18 protein-coding genes and 1 other annotated feature are annotated in these 23,161 nt (G+C 59.4%); of the genes, 12 read left to right on the top strand and 6 right to left on the bottom strand.

Annotated features, from left to right (window positions below; genetic code table 11):
- Positions 1 to 11: 11 nt before the first annotated feature.
- Positions 12 to 1,208: a multidrug efflux RND transporter periplasmic adaptor subunit AcrA gene (acrA, locus tag DW58_RS08825; protein WP_024549708.1), complete on the bottom strand. Its 1,197-nt coding sequence runs from the start codon at positions 1,206 to 1,208 to the stop codon at positions 12 to 14.
- Between the two features lie 141 nt (positions 1,209 to 1,349).
- Between acrA and acrR the strand changes: the two genes are divergently transcribed.
- Both acrR and mscK read left to right on the top strand, forming a co-directional pair.
- Positions 1,350 to 2,015, top strand: a complete 666-nt coding sequence (gene acrR, locus DW58_RS08820; protein WP_024549707.1) for a multidrug efflux transporter transcriptional repressor AcrR — start codon at positions 1,350 to 1,352, stop codon at positions 2,013 to 2,015.
- 118 nt (positions 2,016 to 2,133) lie between these two features.
- Complete coding sequence (gene mscK, locus DW58_RS08815; RefSeq protein ID WP_024562464.1) at positions 2,134 to 5,487, top strand: mechanosensitive channel MscK; 3,354 nt, start codon at positions 2,134 to 2,136, stop codon at positions 5,485 to 5,487.
- 92 nt (positions 5,488 to 5,579) lie between these two features.
- Here the strand turns inward: mscK and rsmS are convergent, their stop codons facing one another.
- The gene (gene rsmS / locus DW58_RS20035) at positions 5,580 to 5,732 is read right to left on the bottom strand and encodes a pleiotropic regulatory protein RsmS (RefSeq protein ID WP_071789323.1); all 153 of its coding nucleotides are present in this window, start codon (positions 5,730 to 5,732) and stop codon (positions 5,580 to 5,582) included.
- 20 nt (positions 5,733 to 5,752) lie between these two features.
- On the bottom strand, positions 5,753 to 6,280 hold the full coding sequence (priC, locus tag DW58_RS08810) for a primosomal replication protein PriC (protein ID WP_024551001.1): 528 nt from the start codon (positions 6,278 to 6,280) through the stop codon (positions 5,753 to 5,755).
- Positions 6,281 to 6,346: 66 nt separating this feature from the next.
- On the opposite strand from priC, the gene DW58_RS08805 reads away from it, so the two are divergent.
- The 7 genes from DW58_RS08805 (at position 6,347) to adk (ending at position 13,440) form a co-directional block, all read left to right on the top strand.
- Positions 6,347 to 6,724 (top strand): DUF454 family protein, encoded by a 378-nt coding sequence (locus tag DW58_RS08805; RefSeq protein WP_024551000.1) that lies wholly within the window; start codon positions 6,347 to 6,349, stop codon positions 6,722 to 6,724.
- Between the two features lie 155 nt (positions 6,725 to 6,879).
- A complete protein-coding gene (gene apt / locus DW58_RS08800; RefSeq protein ID WP_024550999.1) occupies positions 6,880 to 7,431 on the top strand; it encodes an adenine phosphoribosyltransferase in 552 nt (183 codons plus the stop codon).
- Between the two features lie 142 nt (positions 7,432 to 7,573).
- Positions 7,574 to 9,523 carry a DNA polymerase III subunit gamma/tau gene (gene dnaX / locus DW58_RS08795; RefSeq protein WP_024550998.1) on the top strand — a complete coding sequence of 650 codons (1,950 nt, stop codon included), beginning with the start codon at positions 7,574 to 7,576 and terminating at the stop codon, positions 9,521 to 9,523.
- Positions 8,856 to 8,920: a sequence feature (DnaX frameshifting element), on the top strand. Its footprint overlaps the gene before it by 65 nt.
- Positions 9,524 to 9,606: 83 nt before the next feature.
- Positions 9,607 to 9,936: a YbaB/EbfC family nucleoid-associated protein gene (locus DW58_RS08790; protein ID WP_024550997.1), complete on the top strand. Its 330-nt coding sequence runs from the start codon at positions 9,607 to 9,609 to the stop codon at positions 9,934 to 9,936.
- Positions 9,936 to 10,541 (top strand): recombination mediator RecR, encoded by a 606-nt coding sequence (gene recR / locus DW58_RS08785; protein ID WP_024550996.1) that lies wholly within the window; start codon positions 9,936 to 9,938, stop codon positions 10,539 to 10,541. The genes DW58_RS08790 and recR overlap by 1 nt, the downstream gene beginning before the upstream one ends.
- A 111-nt stretch (positions 10,542 to 10,652) precedes the next feature.
- The gene (htpG, locus tag DW58_RS08780; RefSeq protein ID WP_024550995.1) at positions 10,653 to 12,527 is read left to right on the top strand and encodes a molecular chaperone HtpG; all 1,875 of its coding nucleotides are present in this window, start codon (positions 10,653 to 10,655) and stop codon (positions 12,525 to 12,527) included.
- 268 nt (positions 12,528 to 12,795) lie between these two features.
- Entirely contained in the window at positions 12,796 to 13,440 is a 645-nt protein-coding gene (gene adk, locus DW58_RS08775; RefSeq protein WP_024550994.1) for an adenylate kinase, read from the top strand.
- Positions 13,441 to 13,501: 61 nt separating this feature from the next.
- Here adk and DW58_RS08770 read toward each other — a convergent pair whose 3' ends face one another.
- Positions 13,502 to 15,481, bottom strand: coding sequence for a PhoX family protein (locus DW58_RS08770; RefSeq protein ID WP_024549596.1), 1,980 nt, complete (start codon positions 15,479 to 15,481; stop codon positions 13,502 to 13,504).
- A 179-nt stretch (positions 15,482 to 15,660) separates the two neighbouring features.
- Between DW58_RS08770 and hemH the strand changes: the two genes are divergently transcribed.
- The gene (gene hemH / locus DW58_RS08765; protein ID WP_024549597.1) at positions 15,661 to 16,626 is read left to right on the top strand and encodes a ferrochelatase; all 966 of its coding nucleotides are present in this window, start codon (positions 15,661 to 15,663) and stop codon (positions 16,624 to 16,626) included.
- 63 nt (positions 16,627 to 16,689) lie between these two features.
- Complete coding sequence (locus DW58_RS08760; protein ID WP_024549598.1) at positions 16,690 to 17,994, top strand: inosine/guanosine kinase; 1,305 nt, start codon at positions 16,690 to 16,692, stop codon at positions 17,992 to 17,994.
- 90 nt (positions 17,995 to 18,084) lie between these two features.
- On the opposite strand, the gene ybaL is transcribed toward DW58_RS08760, so the two are convergent.
- Positions 18,085 to 19,788 (bottom strand): YbaL family putative K(+) efflux transporter, encoded by a 1,704-nt coding sequence (gene ybaL / locus DW58_RS08755; RefSeq protein ID WP_024549599.1) that lies wholly within the window; start codon positions 19,786 to 19,788, stop codon positions 18,085 to 18,087.
- A 251-nt stretch (positions 19,789 to 20,039) separates the two neighbouring features.
- Positions 20,040 to 21,260, bottom strand: coding sequence for an MFS transporter (locus DW58_RS08750; RefSeq protein ID WP_024549600.1), 1,221 nt, complete (start codon positions 21,258 to 21,260; stop codon positions 20,040 to 20,042).
- A gap of 176 nt (positions 21,261 to 21,436) precedes the next feature.
- Between DW58_RS08750 and ushA the strand changes: the two genes are divergently transcribed.
- Positions 21,437 to 23,089: a bifunctional UDP-sugar hydrolase/5'-nucleotidase UshA gene (gene ushA / locus DW58_RS08745; protein ID WP_024549601.1), complete on the top strand. Its 1,653-nt coding sequence runs from the start codon at positions 21,437 to 21,439 to the stop codon at positions 23,087 to 23,089.
- Positions 23,090 to 23,161 lie beyond the last annotated feature (72 nt).

The following is a 23,161-nucleotide window of genomic DNA, read 5'->3' as shown; positions in this document are numbered from 1 at the left end:
TCCTGTTTAAGTTAAGACTTAGGTTGTTCTGACTGACCATTGGCCGCAGCCTGCTGCTCTTTCTTGTCAGAACTCACTTCCTGCACTTTAACCTGTGCGCCCGGCCTTACTTTTTGCAGACCGGTGATGATGACGCGATCGCCCGTTTTTAAGCCGTCCGTCACCAGCCACTTATCGCCGATGGCCTGAGCAGCGGTAATCTGGCGCACTTCGACCTTATCGCCTTCGCCCACCACCATGACCGTTGCGTCACCGCGCGGCGTACGCGCTACGCCCTGCTGCGGAACCAGAATGGCGTCAGGACGGATCCCTTCTTCAAGTTTCGCGCGGACAAACATGCCAGGCAGCAGCGTCATATCCGGGTTAGGGAAGATGGCGCGCAGGGTGATGGAACCGGTGGTCTGGTCAACGCTGACGTCAGAGAACTCCAGCGTGCCGCTCTGGGAGTATTTGTTGCCGTCGTTAGTGACCAGCTCGACTTTCGCCTTGCCGTTTTCCTGCTTCAGGGTGCCGTTCGCCAGCTCCTGTTTCAGACGCAGGAAGTCGTTGCTCGACTGGGTCACGTCGACATAGATCGGGTCAAGCTGCTGAACGGTGGCCAGCGCGTTAGACTGACCGTTAGTGACCAGCGCACCTTCGGTGACGGAGGACTTGCCGATACGGCCACTGATCGGGGAGGTCACTTTGGTATAGGCGAGGTTGATACGTGCGGTTTCGACGGCAGCTTTGGCGGCAACAACGGCAGCGCTGGTCTGCTGCGCCTGCGCCTGGGCGTCATCGTAATCCTGCTGGCTGATGTACTGGGTGCCCAGCAGTTTTTTATAACGGTTCAGCGTGACCTGAGCGATGTTCGCCTGGGCCTGAGCCTGAGCGAGATCGCCTTTCGCGCTTTCATACGAGGCTTGATACGGCGCTGGATCGATCTGGTAAAGAGAGACACCCGCTTCAACGTTGCTGCCTTCTTTGAAGTTGCGTTTCAGAATGATACCGCTCACCTGCGGACGCACTTCCGCAATGCGGTAAGCAAGCGTACGCCCCGGCAGTTCAGTGGTTATCTGAAGAGGTTCGCTTTTCAGCGTCACAATGCCAACTTCTGGCGCTTGCGCACCCTGTTGCTGATTCTGCTGATCGTCACATCCTGTAAGCACAAAGCCGCCGGAGAGCATCAGAACGACCGCCAGAGGCGAAAATCCTCTGTTTTTGTTCATATCAAAACCTCGAGTGTCCGATTCCAAAATTGATCAATGGATAGAAGTCCATAAACCCATTGCTGTGTTTATATTATCGTCATGCTATGGTACATACATTCACAAATGTATGTAAATCTAACCCTGTAACTTCACGCACATATGGCACGAAAAACCAAACAACAGGCACGTGAGACGCGGCAGCACATTCTTGACGTCGCGCTTCGCTTGTTTTCGCAGCAGGGTGTTTCAGCGACCTCGCTTGCGCAGATTGCGCAGGCTGCCGGCGTGACACGGGGCGCGATCTACTGGCACTTCAAGAATAAGTCGGATTTGTTCAGTGAAATCTGGGCGCTTTCAGAGTCAAGCATCAGTGATTTAGAAATTGAGTATCGGGCAAAATTTCCCGGCGATCCACTCTCTGTGCTACGGGAATTATTAATTTACGTACTGGAAGCCACGGCAGAAGAGGAGCGTCGTCGCCTGATGATGGAAATCATATTCCATAAATGTGAGTTTGTCGGCGAAATGGCGGTGGCGCAAGAGGCGCAGCGCAATCTTTGTGTCGCCAGCTACGACCGCATTGAGCAGACGCTGAGCGACTGTATTGCCGCCGGTATGCTCCCGGCGCATCTGCATACCCGACGCGCGGCGATCCTGATGCGCAGCTATGTCTCCGGGATCATGGAAAACTGGCTGTTCGCGCCGGAAACCTACGACCTGAAGCAGGAAGCGCGTCAGTTTGTCGAGATCCTCATCGAGATGTACCAGCTGTGCCCCTCCCTGCAGGGCGCTGCCGCAGACGATATCCCCGTTGTCCAGCCCTGAACAGGGTGGCGATTTTTTGCGCAATGCGGGGGATCGGCTATTCTGCTCCGGTAAGCCATGCTATTCTTCGCCACTCTAACGACCCCTGTCTTCAGTAGCCTGGCAATCCATACACACTATGCAGCACTTCACTTATATTCGGCATTCGGCTATGGCGTTCGTCATTGCCTTCCTTATTGCGATCTTCGGTGCACCGCACAACGCCACCGCGGCGCAGCCCGGCGATGTGCCGTCCCGTACCGAGATACAAAATCAGCTTGATGCGTTAAATAAGCAGAAGAGCCTGTCCGGGGAAGAGAAGCTGACCCAGCAGGATCTGACCGAGACGCTGGAAACGCTGGATAAAATCGATCGTGTGAAGCAGGAGACCGAGCAGCTGCGCCAGCGCATTGCGCAGGCACCGGCCAAAATGGCGAGAGCCACCGCCGATCTCAACGAGCTGAGCAATCAGGAAAGCGACGAGGCGCTGGCGAAGAGCTTCAACGCGATGCGCCTCCACGACCTTGAGCAGCGTCTTGCCACGGTGCTCGATAAGCTGCAAACCAGCCAGAACGATCTGGCGACGCTCAACAGCCAGCTGGTGTCGCTCCAGACCCAGCCTGAACGCGTCCAGAACACCATGTTCGCCGTCTCTCAGCAGCTCCAGACCATCCGCAGCCGTTTAAACGGCACCGGGCCTGGAGAGCAGGCGCTGCGGCCGAGTCAGCAAACGCTGCTGACGGCCCAGCAGGCGCTGCTTAACGCCCAGCTTGAGCAGCAGCGCAAAAGCCTCGAAGGCAATACCGTATTGCAGGACAGCCTGCAGAAGCAGCGCGACTATATGACGGCGAACATTAATCAGCTGGAGCACCAGGTCCAGCTGCTGCAGACCGCGGTTAGCAACAAACGTCTGACGCTCACCGAACGTACCGCGCAGGAAGCGACTTCCCCGGATGACGCCTCGCGCATCCAGAACAACCCGCTGGTGCGCCAGGAGCTGGACATCAACCACCAGCTGAGCGAGCGGCTGATCACCGCCACGCAGATGGGCAACGGGCTGGTTGAGCGCAATATTAAGGTGAAAAACTGGCTCGATCGCGCTCTGCAATCCGAACGCAGCCTGAAAGAGCAGATCGCCGTCCTTAAAGGCAGCCTCTTGCTGTCGCGCATCCTCTATCAGCAGCAGCAAACCCTGCCGTCGGCGGACGAGCTGGAGGACATGACCAACCGCATCGCGGACCTGCGTCTTGAACAGTTTGAAATCAACCAGCAGCGTGATGCCCTGTTCCAGGGCGACAGCTGGGTGGATAAGCTGGAAGAGGGCCATCAGAACGAGGTTAACCCCGAAGTTCACGATGCGCTGCTCGATATTATCGACATGCGCCGCGCGCTGCTCGACCAGCTCAATAAGCAGCTCGGCAACCAGCTGATGATGGCCATCAACCTGCAGATCAACCAGCAGCAGCTGGTGAGCGTCAGTAAGAGCCTGGAGCAGATCCTCACTCAGCAAATCTTCTGGGTAAACAGCAACAAGCCGATGGACTGGGAGTGGATTAAATCGTTCCCGGGGGCGCTGCACGATCAGATTAAAGCGATGAAGCTGACGGTGAACTGGGACAAAGCCTGGCCGGGCGTGGCGCTGGCGCTGCTTGCCGGTCTGCCGCTGGTGCTGCTCGCCGGACTCATCCGCTGGCGCTTCGGCTGGATCCGCCAGTACCTGGCGCGGCTGTCATCGGAAGTAGGGCAGCTGCGCAATGACAGTCAGCTTCACACCCCGAAAGCGATTCTGCTTAACCTGATCCTTGCCCTGCCGGTGTGTCTGATTATTCTCGCCGTCGGGCTTATCCTGCACGTGATGCAGCTGAGCATCAGCGAACTGCTGTGGGCGTTCAGTAAGAAGCTGGCGGTATTCTGGCTGGTGTTTGGCCTGTGCTGGCGGGTGCTGGAAAAAGACGGCGTGGCGGTCAACCACTTCAACATGCCGGCCCAGCTTACCAGCCACTGGCGGCGGCAGATTGTGCGCGTCAGCCTCGCACTGCTCCCGCTGCTGTTCTGGTCGGTGGTGGCTGAACTCTCGCCGCTGCACCTGATGGATGACGTGCTCGGGCAGTCAATGATCTTCCTGAACCTGCTGGTGATTGCCGCTCTGGTGTGGCCGATGTGCCGGGAGAGCTGGCACGACAAGGAGTCGCACACCATGCGCCTTGTCACCATCACCATTCTGTCGATTGTTCCCGTGGCGCTGCTGGTGCTGACCGCCAGCGGCTACTTCTATACCACGCTGCGCCTGTCGGGCCGCTGGATCGACACCGTCTATCTGGTGATTATCTGGAACCTGCTCTATCAGACGGTGCTGCGCGGGCTGAGCGTGGCGGCGCGGCGTATTGCCTACCGCCGGGCGGTATCGCGTCGTCAGAATCAGGTAAAAGAGGGCGCCGAAGGGGCAGAGCCGGTACAGGAGCCGCCGCTGGCGCTGGATCAGATCAACCAGCAGACGCTGCGTCTCACCACGCTACTGATGTTCGCGCTGTTCGGCCTGATGTTCTGGGCTATCTGGTCAGATTTGATCACCGTCTTCTCCTACCTCGACAGCGTAGTGCTGTGGCACTACAACGGTAACGAAGCGGGGGCCGCGGTGGTGAAAAACGTGACGATGGGCAGCCTGCTGTTTGCGCTGGTGGCGTTCACCGTCGCCTGGGCGCTGATCCGCAACCTGCCTGGCCTGCTGGAGGTGCTGGTGCTGTCGCGTCTGAAGATGCGCCAGGGCGCGTCCTACGCCATCACCACCATCCTGAACTATGTGATTATTGCCGCCGGGGCGATGACGGTTTTCGCCTCGCTCGGGGTGTCGTGGGACAAGCTGCAGTGGCTTGCTGCCGCACTGTCGGTTGGTCTCGGGTTTGGTCTGCAGGAGATCTTTGGAAACTTTGTCTCCGGCCTGATCATTCTGTTTGAGCGCCCGGTGCGCATCGGCGATACGGTGACCATCGGCACCTTCTCGGGCACCGTCAGTAAGATCCGTATCCGCGCCACCACCATCACCGACTTCGATCGTAAAGAGGTGATCATCCCTAACAAGGCGTTTGTGACCGAGCGTCTGATCAACTGGTCGCTGTCGGACACCATCACCCGCGTCGTGATCCGGATCGGCGTGGCCTACGGCTCCGATCTCGATAAGGTGAAAAAGATCTTGTTAAAAGCGGCGATGGAGCACCCGAAAGTGATGCACGACCCGGAGCCGGCGGTGTTCTTCACCACCTTCGGGCCAAGCACGCTGGATCATGAATTGCGTCTCTACGTGCGCGAGCTGCGCGATCGCAGCTACACCGTGGACGAGCTGAACCGCACCATCGATCGTCTGTGCCGTGAAAACGATATCAACATCGCCTTCAACCAGCTGGAAGTGCACCTGCGTAATGAGAAAGGCGAAGAGCACACCGAAGTGAAGCGCGATATCAACAAGGATAAGGGTGACGCACCGGCGAATGCCTGATGCGGAACAGCCTTAACCGGGGTGCGCTGATCTGGCGCACCGATACGCAGAAGACGGCGGGGCAGCGCACCCGCCGTTTTTTTTACCTGCCGTTACGCCTCTTGCGCCGCCAGCTTGTTCTCGAAATCCCGCCGCACGATCTCCAGCGCTTTCAGCACCGTTTGCGGCGCTATAGCATGTTCCTCAAGCAGCATAATCAGATCCACCGCCAGTTTGACTTCATCCGGTGCCTGTTCAAGCGACATCGTGGTGACTCCTTACAGGGTTAGCGGCGCAGGCGAGCCAGCGCGCGTTCGATTTTCTGCGTTGCCTCGCGGCAGCGCGTCAGACGGCCTTCCAGCGCGTCGATTTCACGATGAAGCTGCTGCTGATCCACTAGCGTTTCCGCCTGGGCGGCCAGCGCCTCGCGTTCGCGCTTCATCGCCATCAGGCGACGCTCAAACTCCTGATGCTCCAGCAGCTTTTTGTGCAGTTTGCCCAGCCCGAGATGCGCGCTGTCGTGGGTGCGCAGCTGCCAGGTCGCGGCCTCACGCTGTAGCGCCCCGATTTGCAGCGCCAGGTGTTCGGCAAGCCACGCCAGCTGCTCGGTCTCCTGCGCCTCGACGCAGTGGTGAAGCTGGGCCAGATTGCTGCGTATTTCGTCCATAAAATCCTGCATCCGACGACCCGTAGTGCGAAACCGCTGACGATCGAAGCGCGGCGTCATGCTGCTGTGCCCCGCCAGGGGAGCAATAAGCTCGCCGAGGGCGGCAACCTGGGTATCAAGAGCCTCTAACAGCCGTGCGGTTTTCACATCGTTCTCCGTGAAATTCAGGCGCGCTATGCTACGATAGCGCCTCATTTCTTTGTGGTCAGTGCTATGAAACGGACTATTTTACTCATCACAGGCTGGCTCGCGGTAGTCCTTGCCACACTGGGCGTGGTTTTACCGTTACTGCCCACCACCCCGTTTTTACTCCTCGCCGCCTGGTGCTTCGCCCAGTCCTCACCGCGCTTTCATCACTGGCTACTCTATCGCTCATGGTTTGGCAGCTACATCCGTCACTGGGAGCAGTACCGCGCCATGCCGCCGGGCGCAAAACCCCGCGCTATCGCGGTGATTCTGCTCACTTTTGCCGTCTCGCTGTGGCTGGTAAACATCATGTGGGTGCGCATCCTGCTGCTGGTTATCTTAACCTGCCTGCTGATATTTATGTGGCGAATGCCGGTGATTGATGAAAAACAACAAAAACCGTGAACGCGCACGGCTTGCTGTTGCAATTGTCCGCCGCAGCCAGTAAATTCGAGCGTTTTCGAGTACAGCGTCGCCTGGTCAAAGGATGAGCAATACATCCCGGCCTGTTTTCAGGTGGGCGCGCTGTGAGTAACACCGTATTTATCAGGCAACTATCCATGACCGCAACTGCGCAGCAGCTTGAGTATCTGAAGAACAGTATTAAAAGCATCCAGGATTATCCGAAGCCGGGCATCCTGTTTCGCGACGTGACCAGCATGCTGGAAGACCCGAAAGCGTACGCGCTCAGCATTGAACTGCTGGTTGAGCGTTTTAAAGACGCGGGTATCACCAAAGTCGTGGGCACCGAAGCGCGTGGTTTCCTGTTTGGCGCGCCGGTTGCGCTGAGCCTGGGCGTCGGCTTTGTGCCGGTGCGTAAACCACGCAAACTGCCCCGTGAAACCATCGCCGAAAGCTACGAGCTTGAGTACGGCACCGACCAGCTCGAGATCCACGTTGATGCCATTCAGCCGGGCGATAAAGTGCTGGTGGTGGACGATCTGCTGGCGACCGGTGGCACCATCGAAGCGACGGTGAAGCTGATCCGCCGCCTGGGCGGGGAAGTAACCGACGCCGCCTTCATCATTAACCTGTTCGATCTCGGCGGTGAACAGCGCCTTGAGAAGCAGGGCATCCAGTGCTTCAGCCTGGTGTCGTTCCCCGGCCATTAATGCCCGCCAGCGTTCAGCATCGCCCGTTGCGCGCATTGTGAACGCCTGCGGATATTGATGACACGCAGCCTCGCCCATCCGGTGGGGCTGTGTTAGCATGACCCCCTCAGCAATCACCCCTTAAGTGTCTCAGAGCCTGCCCATGAGTTATCAGGTCTTAGCCCGCAAATGGCGTCCACAAACCTTCGCTGATGTCGTCGGCCAGGAACATGTACTGACCGCGCTGGCAAATGGCCTGTCACTGGGTCGTATTCACCACGCGTATCTGTTTTCCGGTACCCGCGGCGTCGGTAAAACCTCCATCGCCCGCTTGCTGGCGAAGGGGCTTAACTGCGAAACTGGCATCACCGCCACGCCGTGCGGCGTGTGCGACAACTGCCGTGAAATCGAGCAGGGGCGCTTTGTCGATCTGATCGAGATTGACGCCGCCTCGCGCACCAAAGTGGAAGATACCCGCGATCTGCTGGACAACGTTCAGTACGCCCCGGCGCGCGGCCGCTTTAAAGTCTATTTGATTGACGAAGTGCACATGCTCTCGCGTCACAGCTTTAACGCGCTGTTGAAAACGCTGGAAGAGCCGCCTGCGCACGTCAAATTCCTGCTGGCGACCACCGATCCGCAGAAGCTGCCGGTCACGATTCTGTCGCGCTGCCTGCAGTTCCATCTTAAAGCCCTGGAGCCGGACAGCATCCGCGGCCAGCTCGAACACGTGCTGACCCAGGAAAATATCGGCTTTGATTCACGCGCGCTTCAGTTGCTGGCCCGCGCCGCCGACGGCAGCCTGCGCGATGCGCTGAGCCTGACCGACCAGGCGATTGCCAGCGGCGACGGCCAGGTCACGACCCAGGCGGTGAGCGACATGCTCGGCACCCTGGATGACGACCAGGCGCTGGCGCTGGTGGAAGCCCTGGTTCACGCCGAGGGCGAGCGCGTGATGGCGCTGATCAACGATGCCGCCGCGCGCGGGATCGAGTGGGAAGCCCTGCTGGTGGAGATGCTCGGCCTGCTGCACCGTATCGCGATGGTACAGCTTACGCCGTCCGCCATCGGCAGCGATATGGCCGCCATCGAGCAGCGCCTGCGCGAGCTGGCGCGTACCGTCTCGCCGGGCGATCTGCAGCTCTACTACCAGACGCTGCTGATTGGCCGCAAAGAGTTGCAGTGGGCGCCGGAGCGCCGCATGGGCGTCGAGATGACCCTGCTGCGCGCGCTGGCGTTCCACCCACAGGCGCCGCTGCCGGAACCGGAAGCCGCTCCGCGCCCGGCGCAGGTGGCCCCGCCTTCAGCGCCCGCGCCGTCGGCCGCCATTCCGGTGGTCAATCCGCCGCCGGTGCCGACCCAGACGGCCGCGCCGCCCCGCAGCGAGACACCGCTGCCGGACGCCACAAGCCAGGTCCTCCAGGCGCGCAGCCAGCTACAGCGCGCGCAGGGAGAAGCCAAAGCAAAAAAGGGTGAACCGGCAGCGCGAGGAACAGCGCGGCCGGTGAATAACAGCGCGCTGGAACGCCTCGCTTCGGTGACCGAACGCGTGCAGGCGCGCCCCGCCACTCCGGCGGCGGAGCAGGCCCCGGTAAAAAAAGAGGCCTATCGCTGGACCTCGCAGCTCAAAACGGAAGAAGTCAAAGAGGTGGTGGCGACGCCAAAAGCGCTGCGCACCGCCCTGGAGCATGAAAAGACGCCGGAACTGGCCGCGAAGCTGGCGGCGGAAGCCATCGAGCGCGACAGCTGGGCGGCGGACGTCAGCAAGCTTAACGTGCCGAAGCTGGTGGAGCAGGTGGCGCTTAACGCCTGGAAAGAGCAAGAGGATAACCGTATCTGCCTGCATCTGCGCTCCACCCAGCGTCATCTCAACTCGCCCGGCGCGCAGAAGGTGCTGACCGAGGCGATGACTAATCTTTACGGTATCAATGTTGAACTGACTATCATTGAAGATGATAATCCCGCGACGCTGACGCCGCTGGAGTGGCGGCAGGCGATCTACGAAGAGAAGCTCGCCCAGGCGCGGGAATCGATTATTGCGGATAACAATATCCAGACGCTGCGCCGCTTCTTTGACGCGGATCTGGATGAAGAGAGTATCCGCCCCCTTTGACAGGCGATCGAGTCGTCTGTCGTTAACCTCAGTGTCGCTTATCGCGCTTGCGGTGAGACGGCCTTACGCGAAGAGAGAAAACTATGTTTGGTAAAGGCGGTCTGGGTAATCTGATGAAGCAAGCCCAGCAGATGCAGGACAAAATGCAGAAAGTGCAGGAAGAGATCGCACAGCTGGAAGTGACCGGTGAGTCCGGCGCAGGTCTGGTGAAAGTGACCATCAACGGTGCGCACAACTGCCGCCGCGTGGAGATCGATCCGAGCCTGCTGGAAGACGACAAAGACATGCTCGAAGATCTGGTGGCTGCCGCGTTCAACGACGCCGCGCGCCGCATTGAAGAGACCCAGAAAGAGAAAATGGCGTCCGTCTCTTCCGGCATGCAGCTGCCGCCAGGCTTCAAGATGCCGTTCTGATGCAAACCAGCCCACTGTTAACACAGTTAATGGAGGCGCTACGCTGCCTGCCGGGCGTTGGCCCGAAGTCAGCGCAGCGTATGGCGTTTACCCTGCTGCAGCGCGATCGCAGCGGCGGTATGCGCCTTGCCCAGTCGCTGACCCGCGCCATGTCGGAGATTGGCCACTGCACCGACTGCCGTACCTTCACCGAGCAGGAGCTGTGCAACATCTGCACCAATGCCCGGCGCAAGGAAAACGGTCAGATTTGCGTGGTGGAAAGCCCGGCGGATATTCACGCCATTGAGCAGACCGGGCAGTTCTCCGGCCGCTACTTTGTGCTGATGGGGCATCTGTCACCGCTGGACGGCATCGGCCCGGATGACATCGGGCTGGATCGTCTGGAGCAGCGTCTCGCCTCCGAGCCGCTCAAAGAGGTGATCCTCGCCACCAACCCAACGGTGGAAGGGGAGGCAACCGCGAACTATATCGCCGAGCTCTGCGCGCAGTATGGCGTGGACGCCAGCCGCATCGCCCACGGCGTGCCGGTCGGCGGCGAACTGGAAATGGTGGACGGCACCACGCTGTCGCACTCGCTGGCAGGCCGCCACAAGATTAGTTTCTAGTCAAACGATGGCGCGCGTTGCGCGCTGTCGCTTGAAATCCTCCTGTCCCATCCCCATCTCTCTCTCAACCTGTTTTTTACCCCATAAATGGCATTGTTGAGGTTTATCCCGATGAAAGGACAAGAAACACGTGGTTTCCAGTCAGAAGTAAAACAGCTTCTGCACCTGATGATCCATTCGCTCTATTCCAACAAAGAGATTTTCCTGCGCGAGCTTATCTCGAACGCCTCCGATGCGGCAGACAAGCTGCGTTTTCGTGCCCTGTCTAACCCGGACCTGTACGAAGGCGACGGCGACCTGCACGTGCGCGTTTCGTTTGATAAAGACCAGCGCACCCTGACCATTGCCGATAACGGTATTGGTATGACCCGCGATGACGTTATCGATCATCTGGGTACCATTGCCAAATCCGGCACCAAAACCTTCCTCGAATCCATGGGCTCCGACCAGGCGAAAGACAGCCAGCTGATCGGCCAGTTCGGGGTCGGCTTCTACTCGGCGTTTATCGTTGCGGATAAGGTTACGGTACGCACCCGCGCGGCGGGCGTCAGCCCTGAAGAAGGGGTGTTCTGGGAATCCGCCGGTGAAGGCGAATACACCGTCGGCGACATCACCAAAGCCGATCGCGGTACCGAAATTACCCTGCACCTGCGCGAAGGCGAAGACGAGTTCCTCGACGACTGGCGCGTGCGCTCGATCATCAGCAAATACTCCGACCACATCGCCCTGCCGGTTGAGATTGAAAAGAAAGAGGAGAAAGACGGTGAAACCGTGGTCTCCTGGGAGAAAATCAACAAGGCGCAGGCCCTGTGGACCCGCAACAAAGCGGATATCTCCGAAGACGAATACAAAGAGTTCTACAAGCATATCGCCCACGACTTCACTGACCCGCTGACCTGGAGCCACAACCGCGTTGAGGGCAAACAGGAGTACACCAGCCTGCTCTATATTCCGTCGCAGGCGCCGTGGGACATGTGGAACCGCGACCATAAACACGGCCTGAAACTCTACGTGCAGCGCGTGTTTATCATGGACGAAGCCGAACAGTTCGTGCCGAACTACCTGCGCTTTGTGCGTGGTCTGGTTGACTCCAACGATCTGCCGCTCAACGTGTCGCGTGAGATCCTGCAGGACAGCACCATCACCCGCAACCTGCGCAATGCGCTGACCAGGCGCGTGCTGCAGATGCTGGAGAAACTGGCGAAAGACGACGCGGAAAAATACCAGACCTTCTGGAAGCAGTTTGGCCTGGTGCTGAAAGAGGGCCCGGCAGAAGATCAGGGCAACCAGGAAGCGATCGCGAAGCTGCTGCGTTTTGCCACCACCCACACCGACTCCTCCGAGCAGACCGTGTCGCTGGAAGAGTACGTGGCGCGCATGAAAGAGGGGCAGGAGAAGATCTACTACATCACCGCCGACAGCTACGCCGCCGCGAAAAGCAGCCCGCATCTGGAGCTGCTGCGTAAGAAAGGCATCGAAGTGCTGTTGCTCTCCGACCGCATCGACGAGTGGATGATGAGCTATCTCACCGCGTTCGACGGCAAATCCTTCCAGTCGGTCGCCAAAGCCGACGAGTCGCTGGAGAAGCTGGCGGATGAAGTGGATGAGAACGCGAAAGAAGCCGAAAAAGCGCTGGAGCCGTTTGTTGAGCGCGTGAAAACCCTGCTCGGCGACCGCGTGAAAGAGGTGCGTCTGACCCATCGTCTGACCGATACGCCGGCGATTGTCACCACCGACAACGACGAGATGAGCACCCAGATGGCGAAGCTGTTCGCCGCAGCGGGCCAGGCGGTGCCGGAAGTAAAATACATCTTCGAGCTGAACCCGGATCACCCGCTGGTGAAACGCACCGCGGATACCCAGGACGACGCGCAGTTTACCCGCTGGGTGGAGCTGCTGCTTGACCAGGCGCTGTTCGCCGAGCGCGGCACGCTGGAAGATCCGAACCTGTTTATCCGTCGTATGAACGAGCTGCTGGTGTCGTAAGATAACGGCCGCGCCCAACAGGCAGATGCGCAGCGCGCGTCTGCCTTTTTTGTTTTTATGGCGCTCACCGGCGGGGCGCGTGCGTGGCGACGTGAGGCGCACAAGGTTCATCTTCGCCAGGACCAATCTGAAATGCTGTTTTAAACGCCATAAAACAGAGCGAAACGGCGCATCCGGCCCCGTTTCCTTGTCGTGATACTGCCTTTAGTGGTATGGTTTTCGCCCTAATCGAAGCATTAAAAAATTCAAAGGTATGAGGAATTACGCGATGCGTATCATTCTGCTTGGCGCTCCGGGCGCAGGTAAAGGCACTCAGGCACAGTTCATCATGGAGAAATACGGGATCCCGCAGATCTCCACCGGTGATATGCTGCGTGCCGCCGTGAAATCTGGCTCAGAGCTGGGCAAACAGGCAAAAGACATCATGGACGCCGGTAAGCTGGTGACTGACGAACTGGTTATCGCCCTGGTCAAAGAGCGTATCGCACAGGAAGACTGCCGCAATGGCTTCCTGCTCGACGGTTTCCCGCGCACCATTCCGCAGGCTGATGCGATGAAAGAAGCCGGCATCAAGGTGGATTACGTGCTGGAGTTCGACGTGCCGGACGAGCTGATCGTCGATCGCATCGTGGGCCGTCGCGTACACGCCGCCTCTGGCCGCGTCTACCACATCAAATTCAATCCGCCGAAGGTGGAAGGAAAAGACGATGTGACCGGTGAAGAGCTGTCTACCCGTAAAGACGATCAGGAAGAGACCGTGCGTAAACGCCTGGTGGAGTACCACCAGATGACCGCGCCGCTGATCGGCTACTACCAGAAAGAAGCGCAGGCGGGTAACACCCGTTACGCCAAAGTTGACGGCACCAAAGCCGTGAGCGATGTGCGCGCCGAGCTGGAAAAAATCCTCGGCTAAGGCTGAGCGAGACAAAAAAACCGGGCAATGCCCGGTTTTTTTATGCCTGCGACGCGCGGGATCAGGTCCCGATCATGCCGCCGTCGGCTTTGACAATCACCACCGTTGACGAGCGTGGGCGCCCGGCCGGATCGGCATCTGGCCAGCTTGACACCGCCGTCGGGTTGGCCGGATCGGTAATGTCGTCACCGCCTTCACCCGGATGCTGAATATTGATAAACAGCGTGCGGTTGTCCGGGGTAAACGCGATACCGGTGATCTCGCAGCCGCGCGGCCCGGTCAGGAAGCGGCGATACTCGTTGGTGCCTGGAATGGTCGCCACCATCTGGTTGTTGCCCATATCCTGGTAGGCTTTCTTGTTGATGGTGCTGGAAGAGACGTCGGTCTGGATCCACAGCACGCCGCGGTGGTCGAACGACAGTCCATCCGGGCTGCCGAACGCCGCACCCTGCATGGAGCCTTTGGCTTTCTCGTCCGCGCCGTCGGTACGGCCCGCCATCACCAGGATATCCCATTTGAAGGCCGTCGCAGCCGGATCGCTGTCGGCTTCCAGCCAGTGCATGATGTGCCCGAACACGTTGTTGGCGCGTGGGTTGGCGGCATCCACCGGCGCTTTGCCCTCTTTGCCGCGATCGCTGTTGTTGGTCAGGGTGCAGTAGACGCTGCCCGCCGCATGGGGATCGACGGCGATCCACTCCGGACGGTCCATTTTGGTCGCACCGACCGCATCCGCCGCGAGACGCGTTTTCACCAGCAGGTCGCCCTGGTTCTCGAAGCCTTTGCTGCTGTCGAGGCCGTTCTGACCGTAAACCAGCGGCAGCCATTCTCCGCTACCGTCCTCGTTGAATTTCGCCACGTAGAGCGTACCGGACTCCAGCAGCGCCATGTTGGCGTCGCGGTTGGCGGCGTCATACTTTTTGTCCGACACGAACTTATAGATGTATTCGAACTTCTGGTCGTCGCCCATGTAGACCACCGCACGGTTGTCCGCCGCCAGGGTGACCGCCGCGCCTTCATGCTTGAAACGGCCGAGCGCCGAGTGTTTACGCGGCGTGGAGGTTGGGTTGTAGGGATCGATCTCCACCACCCAGCCGAAGCGGTTCGGTTCGTTCGGGGTTTTATCGACGCTAAAACGCGCGTCCACCTCGTTCCAGCGATAGGATTCATCTTCGTCAGCGATGCCGTAGCGTTTTTCCAGCGGCGTCATCTCGCCTTTTTTGACGAAAATATCTGACCAGTTCTCTTCGCAGGTCAGGTAAGTGCCCCACGGCGTGTGGCCGTTGGCGCAGTTCTGCATGGTGCCAAGGATGGTTTCACCTTCGGGATCGGCGGCGGTTTTCACCAGCGCATTGTGGCGCGCCGGGCCGGTGATCTGCATCGGCGTGTTAACGGTGATGCGGCGGGCGAAGGAGGAGGGGCGTACTACTTCCCATCCGTCACCCTGCTTTTTCACTTCGATAACGGAGATCCCCATCGCGTTCTGGCCCTTGCGCGCTTTGTCGAGGTTCCAGTTCGCGGTGCCGTCCTTGAACAGCATACCGTTATCAATGTATTCGTGGTTGAGCGCCAGCAGGCCGTGATCGGGGCTGGTGCCGCCCTGCGGGAGGCTGAACCAGGCCATACCGTCGTGGTGCATGCCCGCCTGGGCGGCCTGCTCGTCGGTGGTGTTGCTGGCGTCTTTCTTAAAGGCCGGCAGGTTGCCGCTGATGCCGGTGGCGTCGCCCCAGCGGTAGAACGGACGGGCAATGTAGCCCTCTGGCACGATAACGCTGTCCTCTGACGACACGGGAATGCTGGTGAAGCCCAGCGAGACGGCCTTCGCCAGCGTCGACGGCGTGGTCTGTGTCAGCGCCGCGAACGCCTCTTCCGGCTTCAGCAGCATCGGGAAGGAGACAGCAGTGCCCGCCACGACGCCCATCTGTAAAAAGCGGCGGCGTGATAAAAAGGCGCTGGCGACGGTGGAGAATACCGGGTTGTCGCTGCGGTTGCTGATGTCGTCGCTATGTTCTTTTTTGAATACGGACTTAAGGGGTCTGCTCATTGCGGCTTCCTGTCGTTTATTACCAGAGGAGAACGAAATCGCAGCCAGTGTAGGGTTAATTTGTTACAGTTTTATAACATGTCCGGCGACGCATGACGTCGTCTCCTTTCGCACTAATTGGTTCCGTTTGAGTGCATTCACGTTACAATTGGCCGCTAATTAAGAGATAAGGGACGGTAATGAGTCAGGCTAAAACAGGTATTCTACTGGCGAACCTCGGCACACCCGACGCGCCTACCCCGGCGGCGGTGAAACGCTATCTTCGGCAGTTCTTAAGCGACAGACGCGTGGTGGATACCCCGCGCCTGCTGTGGTGGCCGCTGCTGCGCGGCGTAATCCTGCCGATTCGCTCCCCCCGGGTGGCAAAACTCTATCAGTCCGTCTGGATGGAAGAGGGATCGCCGCTGATGGTCTACAGCCGTCGGCAGGAGAAAGCGCTCGCGGCGCGGCTCGGCCCTGACGTTCCGGTGGCGCTCGGCATGAGCTACGGCTCGCCGTCGCTTGAGAGCGCGGTAAAAGCGCTGATGGCGCAGGGCGTCACCCATATCGTGGTGCTGCCGCTCTATCCGCAGTACTCCTGCTCAACCGTTGCGGCCGTGTGGGACGAGCTGGGGCGCATCTTCACAAAAACCCGTTTTATGCCGTCGCTGAGCTTTATCCGCGACTATGCCACCAACGAAGACTATATCGCCGCGCTGGCAAACAGCGTGCGTCGGTCATTTGCCGAGCACGGCGAGCCGGATCTGCTGCTGCTCTCCTACCACGGCATTCCGCAGCGCTACGCCGATGAAGGCGATGACTACCCGCAGCGCTGCCGCGACACCACCCGGGAGCTGGTCAGCGCCCTTGGCCTGCCGCCGGAAAAGGTGATGATGACCTTCCAGTCGCGCTTTGGCCGCGAGCCGTGGCTGACGCCGTACACCGACGAAACCCTGAAAATGCTGGGTGAGAAGGGCGTGAAGCACATTCAGGTGATGAGTCCGGGCTTTGCCGCCGACTGCCTGGAAACCCTGGAGGAGATCGCGGTGCAGAACCGGGAGTTTTTCCTTGAGGCGGGTGGAGAGAAATACGAATACATCCCGGCACTTAACGACAATGACGATCATATCACCATGATGGTCAACCTGACCCAGCCTTACCGCTAATCGCAAGCCGGGCGGGGAGTGTGCTACCATTCTCCGCCTGTTCCCCAGGCGTAAAGCAAGACCATGAAATTTCCCGGTAAACGTAAATCCAAACACTATTTCCCCGTCAATAACCGCGATCCGCTGCTCCAGCCGATTCAGCCCGAAAGCGAAATCGGCACCTCGTGGGTGGTTGGCATTGACCAGACGCTGGTGGATATCGAAGCGAAGGTCGATGACGAGTTTGTCGCCCGCTACGGTCTGAGCCTCGGCCACTCGCTGGTTATTGAAGATGACGTCGCGGAAGCGCTTTATCAGGAACTGGTGCGTGAGAATCTGATTACCCATCAGTTTGCCGGCGGCACCATCGGCAACACCATGCACAACTACTCGGCGCTGGCGGATGACCGCTCGGTGCTGCTCGGCGTGATGTGCAATAACGTGCAGATCGGCAGCTACGCGTACCGCTACCTGTGCAACACCTCCAGCCGCACCGACCTCAACTATCTGCAGGGCGTGGACGGGGCGATTGGCCGCTGCTTTACGCTTATCGGTGAAAACGGCGAACGTACCTTCGCCATCAGCCCCGGCCAGATGAACCAGCTGCGCCCGGAGAGCATTCCTGAAGAGGTGATTGCCGGCGCATCCGCGCTGGTGCTGACGTCTTATCTGGTGCGCTGCAAGCCGGGCGAACCGATGCCGGATGCCACCATGCAGGCCATCGCCTACGCCAAAAAGTACAACGTGCCGGTGGTGCTGACGCTCGGCACCAAATACGTGATTGCCGATAACCCGCAGTGGTGGCGCGATTTCCTGAAAGAGCACGTGTCGATTCTCGCCATGAACGAAGAAGAGGGCGAAGCGCTGACCGGCGAAAGCGACCCGCTGATGGCGGCCGATAAGGCGCTCGACTGGGTGGATCTGGTGCTCTGCACCGCCGGACCGGTCGGGCTCTTTATGGCGGGCTTCACCGAAGAAGAGGCGAAGCGTAAAACCCAGCATCCGCTGCTGCCGGGGGCGATTGCCGAGTTCAACCAGTATGAGTTCAGCCGCGCCATGCGCTACCAGGACTGCCAGAACCCGCTGCGTATCTACTCCCATATCGCGCCATACATGGGCGGGCCGGAGAAGATCATGAATACCAACGGGGCGGGCGACGGCGCGTTAGCCGCGCTGCTGCACGATATCACCGCCAACAACTACCACCGCAACAACGTGCCGAACTCCAGCAAGCACCAGTTCACCTGGCTGACCTATTCGTCGCTGGCCCAGGTGTGCAAGTACGCCAACCGCGTGAGCTATCAGGTCCTGAACCAGCACTCGCCGCGTCTGACCCGCGGGCTGCCGGAGCGTGAGGACAGCCTCGAAGAGGCATACTGGGATCGGTAAGGGGTAACGGCGGGTAAGCGCAGGCTTGCGCCGTCGGCCTGAAAGGATACGCGTCCTCCTCGCGATATGAGGAGGACAACGTCAAGGGCGTTACTGCTGTAGCGTCGGGTGTGGGGTCGGCGCCACGTCGATATCGTCCGGGGTTTTCTTGTCCAGCAGCGCCAGCATGGTGTTGGCAATCTCTCGCTCGCCCATCACCACCTCATTTGCACCCCGTTCCGCGATGTAGTCCACCTCATCGTCATAGTGCGCCCGGGCGATAATCTCGATATCCGGGCACTTCGCGCGGGCGGTAGTGACAATCTCACCCGCCTCGTAGCCGTTTGGAATGGTCAGCAGCAGCCAGCGCGCGCAGTCGAGGTGTGCCAGCGCGAGAATTTCTTCGTTTGCCGCATTTCCCAGCACCGCCCGGATACCGCGCTCGCGCAGCTCATCCACGCGGCTGCGTGAGGTTTCAATCACCACCAGCGGAATACCCTGGGCCAGCAGCTTCTCGCCCAGCAGGCTGCCGACGCGGCCAAAGCCCACCAGCAGCGCGTGGTTGCAGATATCCACCGGGATCTGCTTCTCGTCTTCGATGGCCTCTTCCAGGGTCTGCTCTTCCAGCGTTTCGGTCTTATCCAGGTACTTCTCAAGGATGGCGAACAGGATCGGGTTGAGCATAATCGACAGGATGGCGCCGGCCAGCACCAGATTCTGACCCTCCTGCGGCAGCAGGTCGAGCGCCATACCGAGGCCCGCCAGGATGAAGGCAAACTCACCGATCTGCGCCAGGCTGGTGGCGATGGTCAGGGCCGTGCGGTGCGAGTGACCGAACATTTTCACCAGCGCAAAGGCCGCCAGCGACTTACCAAAGACGATGATGGCGACCGTGCCAAGCACCGCCAGCGGCTGCTGGAGCAGCACCATCGGGTCGAACAGCATCCCCACCGACACGAAGAACAGCACCGCAAACGCGTCGCGCAGCGGCAGCGTGTCGTGCGCCGCGCGGTGGCTGAGCTCAGATTCGTTCAGCACCATCCCGGCGAAGAACGCGCCCAGCGCAAAGGAGACGTCGAACAGCTCCACCGCCCCGAAGGCGATGCCGAGCGCCAGCGCCAGCACCGAGAGGGTAAACAGCTCCCGGGAGCCGGTCGCCGCGCTGCGAGCGAGGATCCAGGGAACCAGACGGCGGCCCACCAGCATCATCAGGGCGATAAACGCCACCACTTTACCGATGGTCAGCCCTAAATCGAGGCTCAGGGTGGCAAAGCCAACGTCGCCTTTCTCAACCATGCCGGCGACGGCAGGGAGCAGCACCAGCGTCAGCACCATCACCAGATCTTCAACGATAAGCCAGCCAATCGCGATCTGCCCGCGCTGGCTGTCGATAAGCTGCCGCTCCTCAAGGGCGCGCAGCAGTACCACGGTACTGGCGGTGGAGAGACACAGCCCGAAGACGATGCCGGTCATCAGCGACCAGTCAAGGAAGAAGGAGAGCGCCATACCCAGCAGCGTGGCCACCACTATCTGGGCGATGGCGCCGGGAATGGCGATCGACTTTACCGCCATCAAATCCTTAAGGGAGAAGTGAAGACCCACACCAAACATCAGCAGAATGACGCCCAGCTCAGCGAGCTCCGGCGCAAGTTTGGTATCGGCAACGAAACCTGGAGTAAACGGCCCTGCGAGGACGCCTGCTAACAAATATCCGACCAGAGGTGATATGCGAAGCCTGGTCGCCAGCATGCCGAGCAAAAAAGCGAGCACAAGGCCGCCGACAATGGTGGTGATTAGCGGGGTGGCGTGATGCATTCCGTCTCCTTTCGTTATTCGTTGATCCACTATGGCGTAGCGCCCGGCTCGGGACGATAAGCCATAACTCCAGTAAATAGTTTATGACAAATTACTTATCGGCGTTTGTGAATAATTGTTGAATGCTAATGAAAAAAGGCATTTGAAGACGAAAAATGTGAAATCAAGGGTTATCCGCAGGTTATTTCATGGAGGGCTGCGTAAAACCAGCGTTAGAAAATGGCCTGTATCATATTACAGGCCATCAACAGTCACGCTTTATGGCGGTTTTCAGGGAGGAAGATTGCCAAAATCCCCAGCAGAGGCAGGAAAGCGCAGATCTTATAGACCAGATCGATACTTGTATGATCGGCCACCACCCCCAGCACTGCCGCGCCGAGGCCGCCCATCCCAAAGGCAAAGCCGAAGAACAGCCCGGACACCATGCCGATGCGTCCCGGCAGCAGCTCCTGGGCATAGACCAGAATCGCCGAAAACGCCGAGGCGAGGATAAAGCCGATAATCACAATCAGTACCCCGGTCCACCACAGCGAAGCCCAGGGCAGCAGCAGGGTAAAGGGCGTCACGCCGAGAATCGATCCCCAGATAACGTATTTACGCCCGATTTTGTCCCCGACGGGGCCACCGATCACCGTTCCGGCCGCCACGGCAAACAGAAACGCAAACAGGTAGAATTGTGAGGTCTGCACGCCGATGCCGAACTTATCCATCAGGTAGAAGGTGAAGTAGCTGCTGATGCTCGCCATATAAAAGTACTTCGAGAAAATCAGCGCCAGCAGGATCCCGATCGCCAGCACTACTTTTTTACGCGGCAGCGGATTCACCGCCCGCTCAACCGGCTTACCTTTATTCACCTTCTGCTGCGCGGCGTACCAGCGGCTGATCTGCACCAGCACCACAATCGCCAGCAGCGCGGCCAGCACAAACCAGCCGACGTTGCCTTTGCCGTAAGGGGCGATAATCAGCGCCGCCAGCAGTGGTCCAAGCGAACTGCCGAAGTTGCCGCCCACCTGGAACAGGGACTGGGCCAGGCCGTGACGCCCGCCGGACGCCATGCGTGCCACCCGGGAGGACTCCGGGTGAAACACCGATGAGCCGGTGCCCACCAGCGCTGCGGCGATCAGCACGGTGGTAAAGCTGCCCGCCATCGCCAGCAGGATCAGGCCGCACAGGGTGAAGCACATGCCGATCGGCAGCGACCAGGGCATCGGGTACTTATCGGTGTAGTAGCCCACGAACGGCTGCAGCAGCGATGATGCCAGCTGGAAGGTGAGGGTGATCATCCCTATCTGCATAAACGACAGGGAAAAGTCGGCCTGCAACAGCGGATAAAGCGCCAGGATCAGCGACTGGATCATGTCGTTGAGCAGGTGCGACAGGCTGATCGCGCCGAGAATACCAAAGGCGGTTCGGGCCGGGGGTGAGGACGCGGGTTTACCGGCCAGCGCGCCGGTTTGTTCACTGATAGCCATAGATTCCAACGTTACAAAGGTGAAGGGAGAAACGAGGTCGTTCAGCCTGCGTATTATTATCTGGCTAACATACCGTTACCCGTCATTTGAGGAAAGTCGCAATTTTGAAATCTTATTTGTAGATCCTGTCAGCCCACTGTAATTTCAGCCTTTACGACACCTTCAGGGAGAGAGAAATGACGTTTTTACCCAAAAGCCTGGCGCTGGCGCTGCTGACCACGCTCAGCGCCCTCAGCCAACCGGCGTTCGCCTGGGAGCAGGATAAAACCTATAACCTGACGATCCTGCACACCAACGATCATCATGGCCACTTCTGGCGTAACGAATATGGCGAGTACGGGCTGGCGGCGCAAAAAACGCTGGTGGATAAAGTGCGCAAGGAAGTGAAGGCCAGCGGCGGCAGCGTGCTGGTGCTCTCCGGCGGCGACATCAATACCGGCGTGCCGGAGTCGGATCTCCAGGACGCGGAACCCGATTTTCGCGGCATGAACCTTATCGGCTATGACGCGATGGCGGTGGGCAACCACGAGTTCGATAACCCGCTCACCGTGCTGCGCCAGCAGGAGAAGTGGGCGAAATTCCCGTTCCTGTCGGCCAACATTTACCAGAAAAGTACCAACCAGCGGCTGTTCAAACCCTGGGCGCTTTTCAAACCGCAGGACATTAAAATCGCGGTGCTGGGCCTGACCACCGATGACACTGCGAAAATCGGCAATCCGGAATTCTTCACCGATATCGAGTTCCGCAAACCCGCCGACGAAGCGAAGCTGGTGATTCAGGAGCTGCAACAGACCGAGAAGCCGGACGTGATTATCGCGGTGACCCATATGGGCCACTACGATAACGGCAACCACGGCTCCAACGCGCCGGGCGACGTGGAACTGGCGCGCGCGCTGCCCACGGGTGCGCTGACAATGATTGTGGGTGGTCACTCACAGGATCCGGTCTGCATGGCCGGGGAGAATAAAAAGCAGGCGGACTACGTGCCCGGCACGCCGTGCGCACCGGACCAGCAGAACGGCACCTGGATCGTACAGGCGCACGAGTGGGGGAAATACGTCGGGCGGGCCGACTTCACCTTCCGCAACGGCGAGATGAAACTGGTGCGCTACCAGCTGATCCCCATCAACCTGAAGAAAAAGATTACCTGGGATAACGGTGAGAGTGAGCGCGTACTCTATACCCCGGAAATTCCGGAGAACCAGCCGATGCTCTCGCTGCTGACCCCGTTCCAGAACAAGGGCAAAGCGCAGCTTGGCGTGAAGATCGGCAGCGTTAACGGCAGGCTGGAAGGGGACCGCAGCAAAGTGCGTTTCGTGCAGACCAGCATGGGGCGTCTGATCCTCAACGCCCAGATGGCGCGCACCCAGGCCGATTTTGCCGTGATGAGCGGCGGCGGCATTCGCGACTCCATCGAGCCGGGGGACATCACCTATAAAGACGTGCTCAAGGTACAACCCTTTGGCAACACCCTGGTCTACGTCGACATGACCGGCAAAGAGGTGACCGACTACCTGACCGCGGTGGCGCAGATGAAGCCCGATTCCGGTGCCTACCCGCAGTTCGCCAACGTCAGCTTTACCGCCCGCAACGGCACCCTCAGCGACCTGAAAATCAAAGGGGAACCGGTAGACGCAGCGAAAACCTACCGCATGGCGACGCTCAGCTTCAACGCCACCGGCGGGGATGGTTATCCGCATATCGATACCAAACCGGGGTACGTCAATACCGGCTTTGTGGATGCGGAAGCGCTGAAACAGTATATCCAGCAGAATTCACCGCTGGATATCGGCACCCTGGAGCCGAAAGGCGAGGTGGTGTGGCAGTAAGAGGCTGCCAGGGGACGCATAGCGCCCCCTGGCGACAGCAGACCCGGCCCTCCGGAAGAGGGCCGGGGAAAC

The sequence above is a fragment of the Siccibacter turicensis LMG 23730 genome, from assembly GCF_000463155.2.
GTDB classification, from domain to species: Bacteria; Pseudomonadota; Gammaproteobacteria; order Enterobacterales; family Enterobacteriaceae; genus Siccibacter; species Siccibacter turicensis.
This window is presented reverse-complemented; position numbering and strand designations above follow the sequence as displayed.

Coding starts and splice junctions, on each gene's coding strand:
- acrA (WP_024549708.1), bottom strand. CDS start 1,208: ATGAACAAAAACAGAGGATTTTCGCCTCTGGCGGTCGTTCTGATGCTC.
- acrR (WP_024549707.1), top strand. CDS start 1,350: ATGGCACGAAAAACCAAACAACAGGCACGTGAGACGCGGCAGCACATT.
- mscK (WP_024562464.1), top strand. CDS start 2,134: ATGCAGCACTTCACTTATATTCGGCATTCGGCTATGGCGTTCGTCATT.
- rsmS (WP_071789323.1), bottom strand. CDS start 5,732: ATGTCGCTTGAACAGGCACCGGATGAAGTCAAACTGGCGGTGGATCTG.
- DW58_RS08805 (WP_024551000.1), top strand. CDS start 6,347: ATGAAACGGACTATTTTACTCATCACAGGCTGGCTCGCGGTAGTCCTT.
- apt (WP_024550999.1), top strand. CDS start 6,880: ATGACCGCAACTGCGCAGCAGCTTGAGTATCTGAAGAACAGTATTAAA.
- dnaX (WP_024550998.1), top strand. CDS start 7,574: ATGAGTTATCAGGTCTTAGCCCGCAAATGGCGTCCACAAACCTTCGCT.
- DW58_RS08790 (WP_024550997.1), top strand. CDS start 9,607: ATGTTTGGTAAAGGCGGTCTGGGTAATCTGATGAAGCAAGCCCAGCAG.
- recR (WP_024550996.1), top strand. CDS start 9,936: ATGCAAACCAGCCCACTGTTAACACAGTTAATGGAGGCGCTACGCTGC.
- htpG (WP_024550995.1), top strand. CDS start 10,653: ATGAAAGGACAAGAAACACGTGGTTTCCAGTCAGAAGTAAAACAGCTT.
- adk (WP_024550994.1), top strand. CDS start 12,796: ATGCGTATCATTCTGCTTGGCGCTCCGGGCGCAGGTAAAGGCACTCAG.
- DW58_RS08770 (WP_024549596.1), bottom strand. CDS start 15,481: ATGAGCAGACCCCTTAAGTCCGTATTCAAAAAAGAACATAGCGACGAC.
- hemH (WP_024549597.1), top strand. CDS start 15,661: ATGAGTCAGGCTAAAACAGGTATTCTACTGGCGAACCTCGGCACACCC.
- DW58_RS08760 (WP_024549598.1), top strand. CDS start 16,690: ATGAAATTTCCCGGTAAACGTAAATCCAAACACTATTTCCCCGTCAAT.
- ybaL (WP_024549599.1), bottom strand. CDS start 19,788: ATGCATCACGCCACCCCGCTAATCACCACCATTGTCGGCGGCCTTGTG.
- DW58_RS08750 (WP_024549600.1), bottom strand. CDS start 21,260: ATGGCTATCAGTGAACAAACCGGCGCGCTGGCCGGTAAACCCGCGTCC.
- ushA (WP_024549601.1), top strand. CDS start 21,437: ATGACGTTTTTACCCAAAAGCCTGGCGCTGGCGCTGCTGACCACGCTC.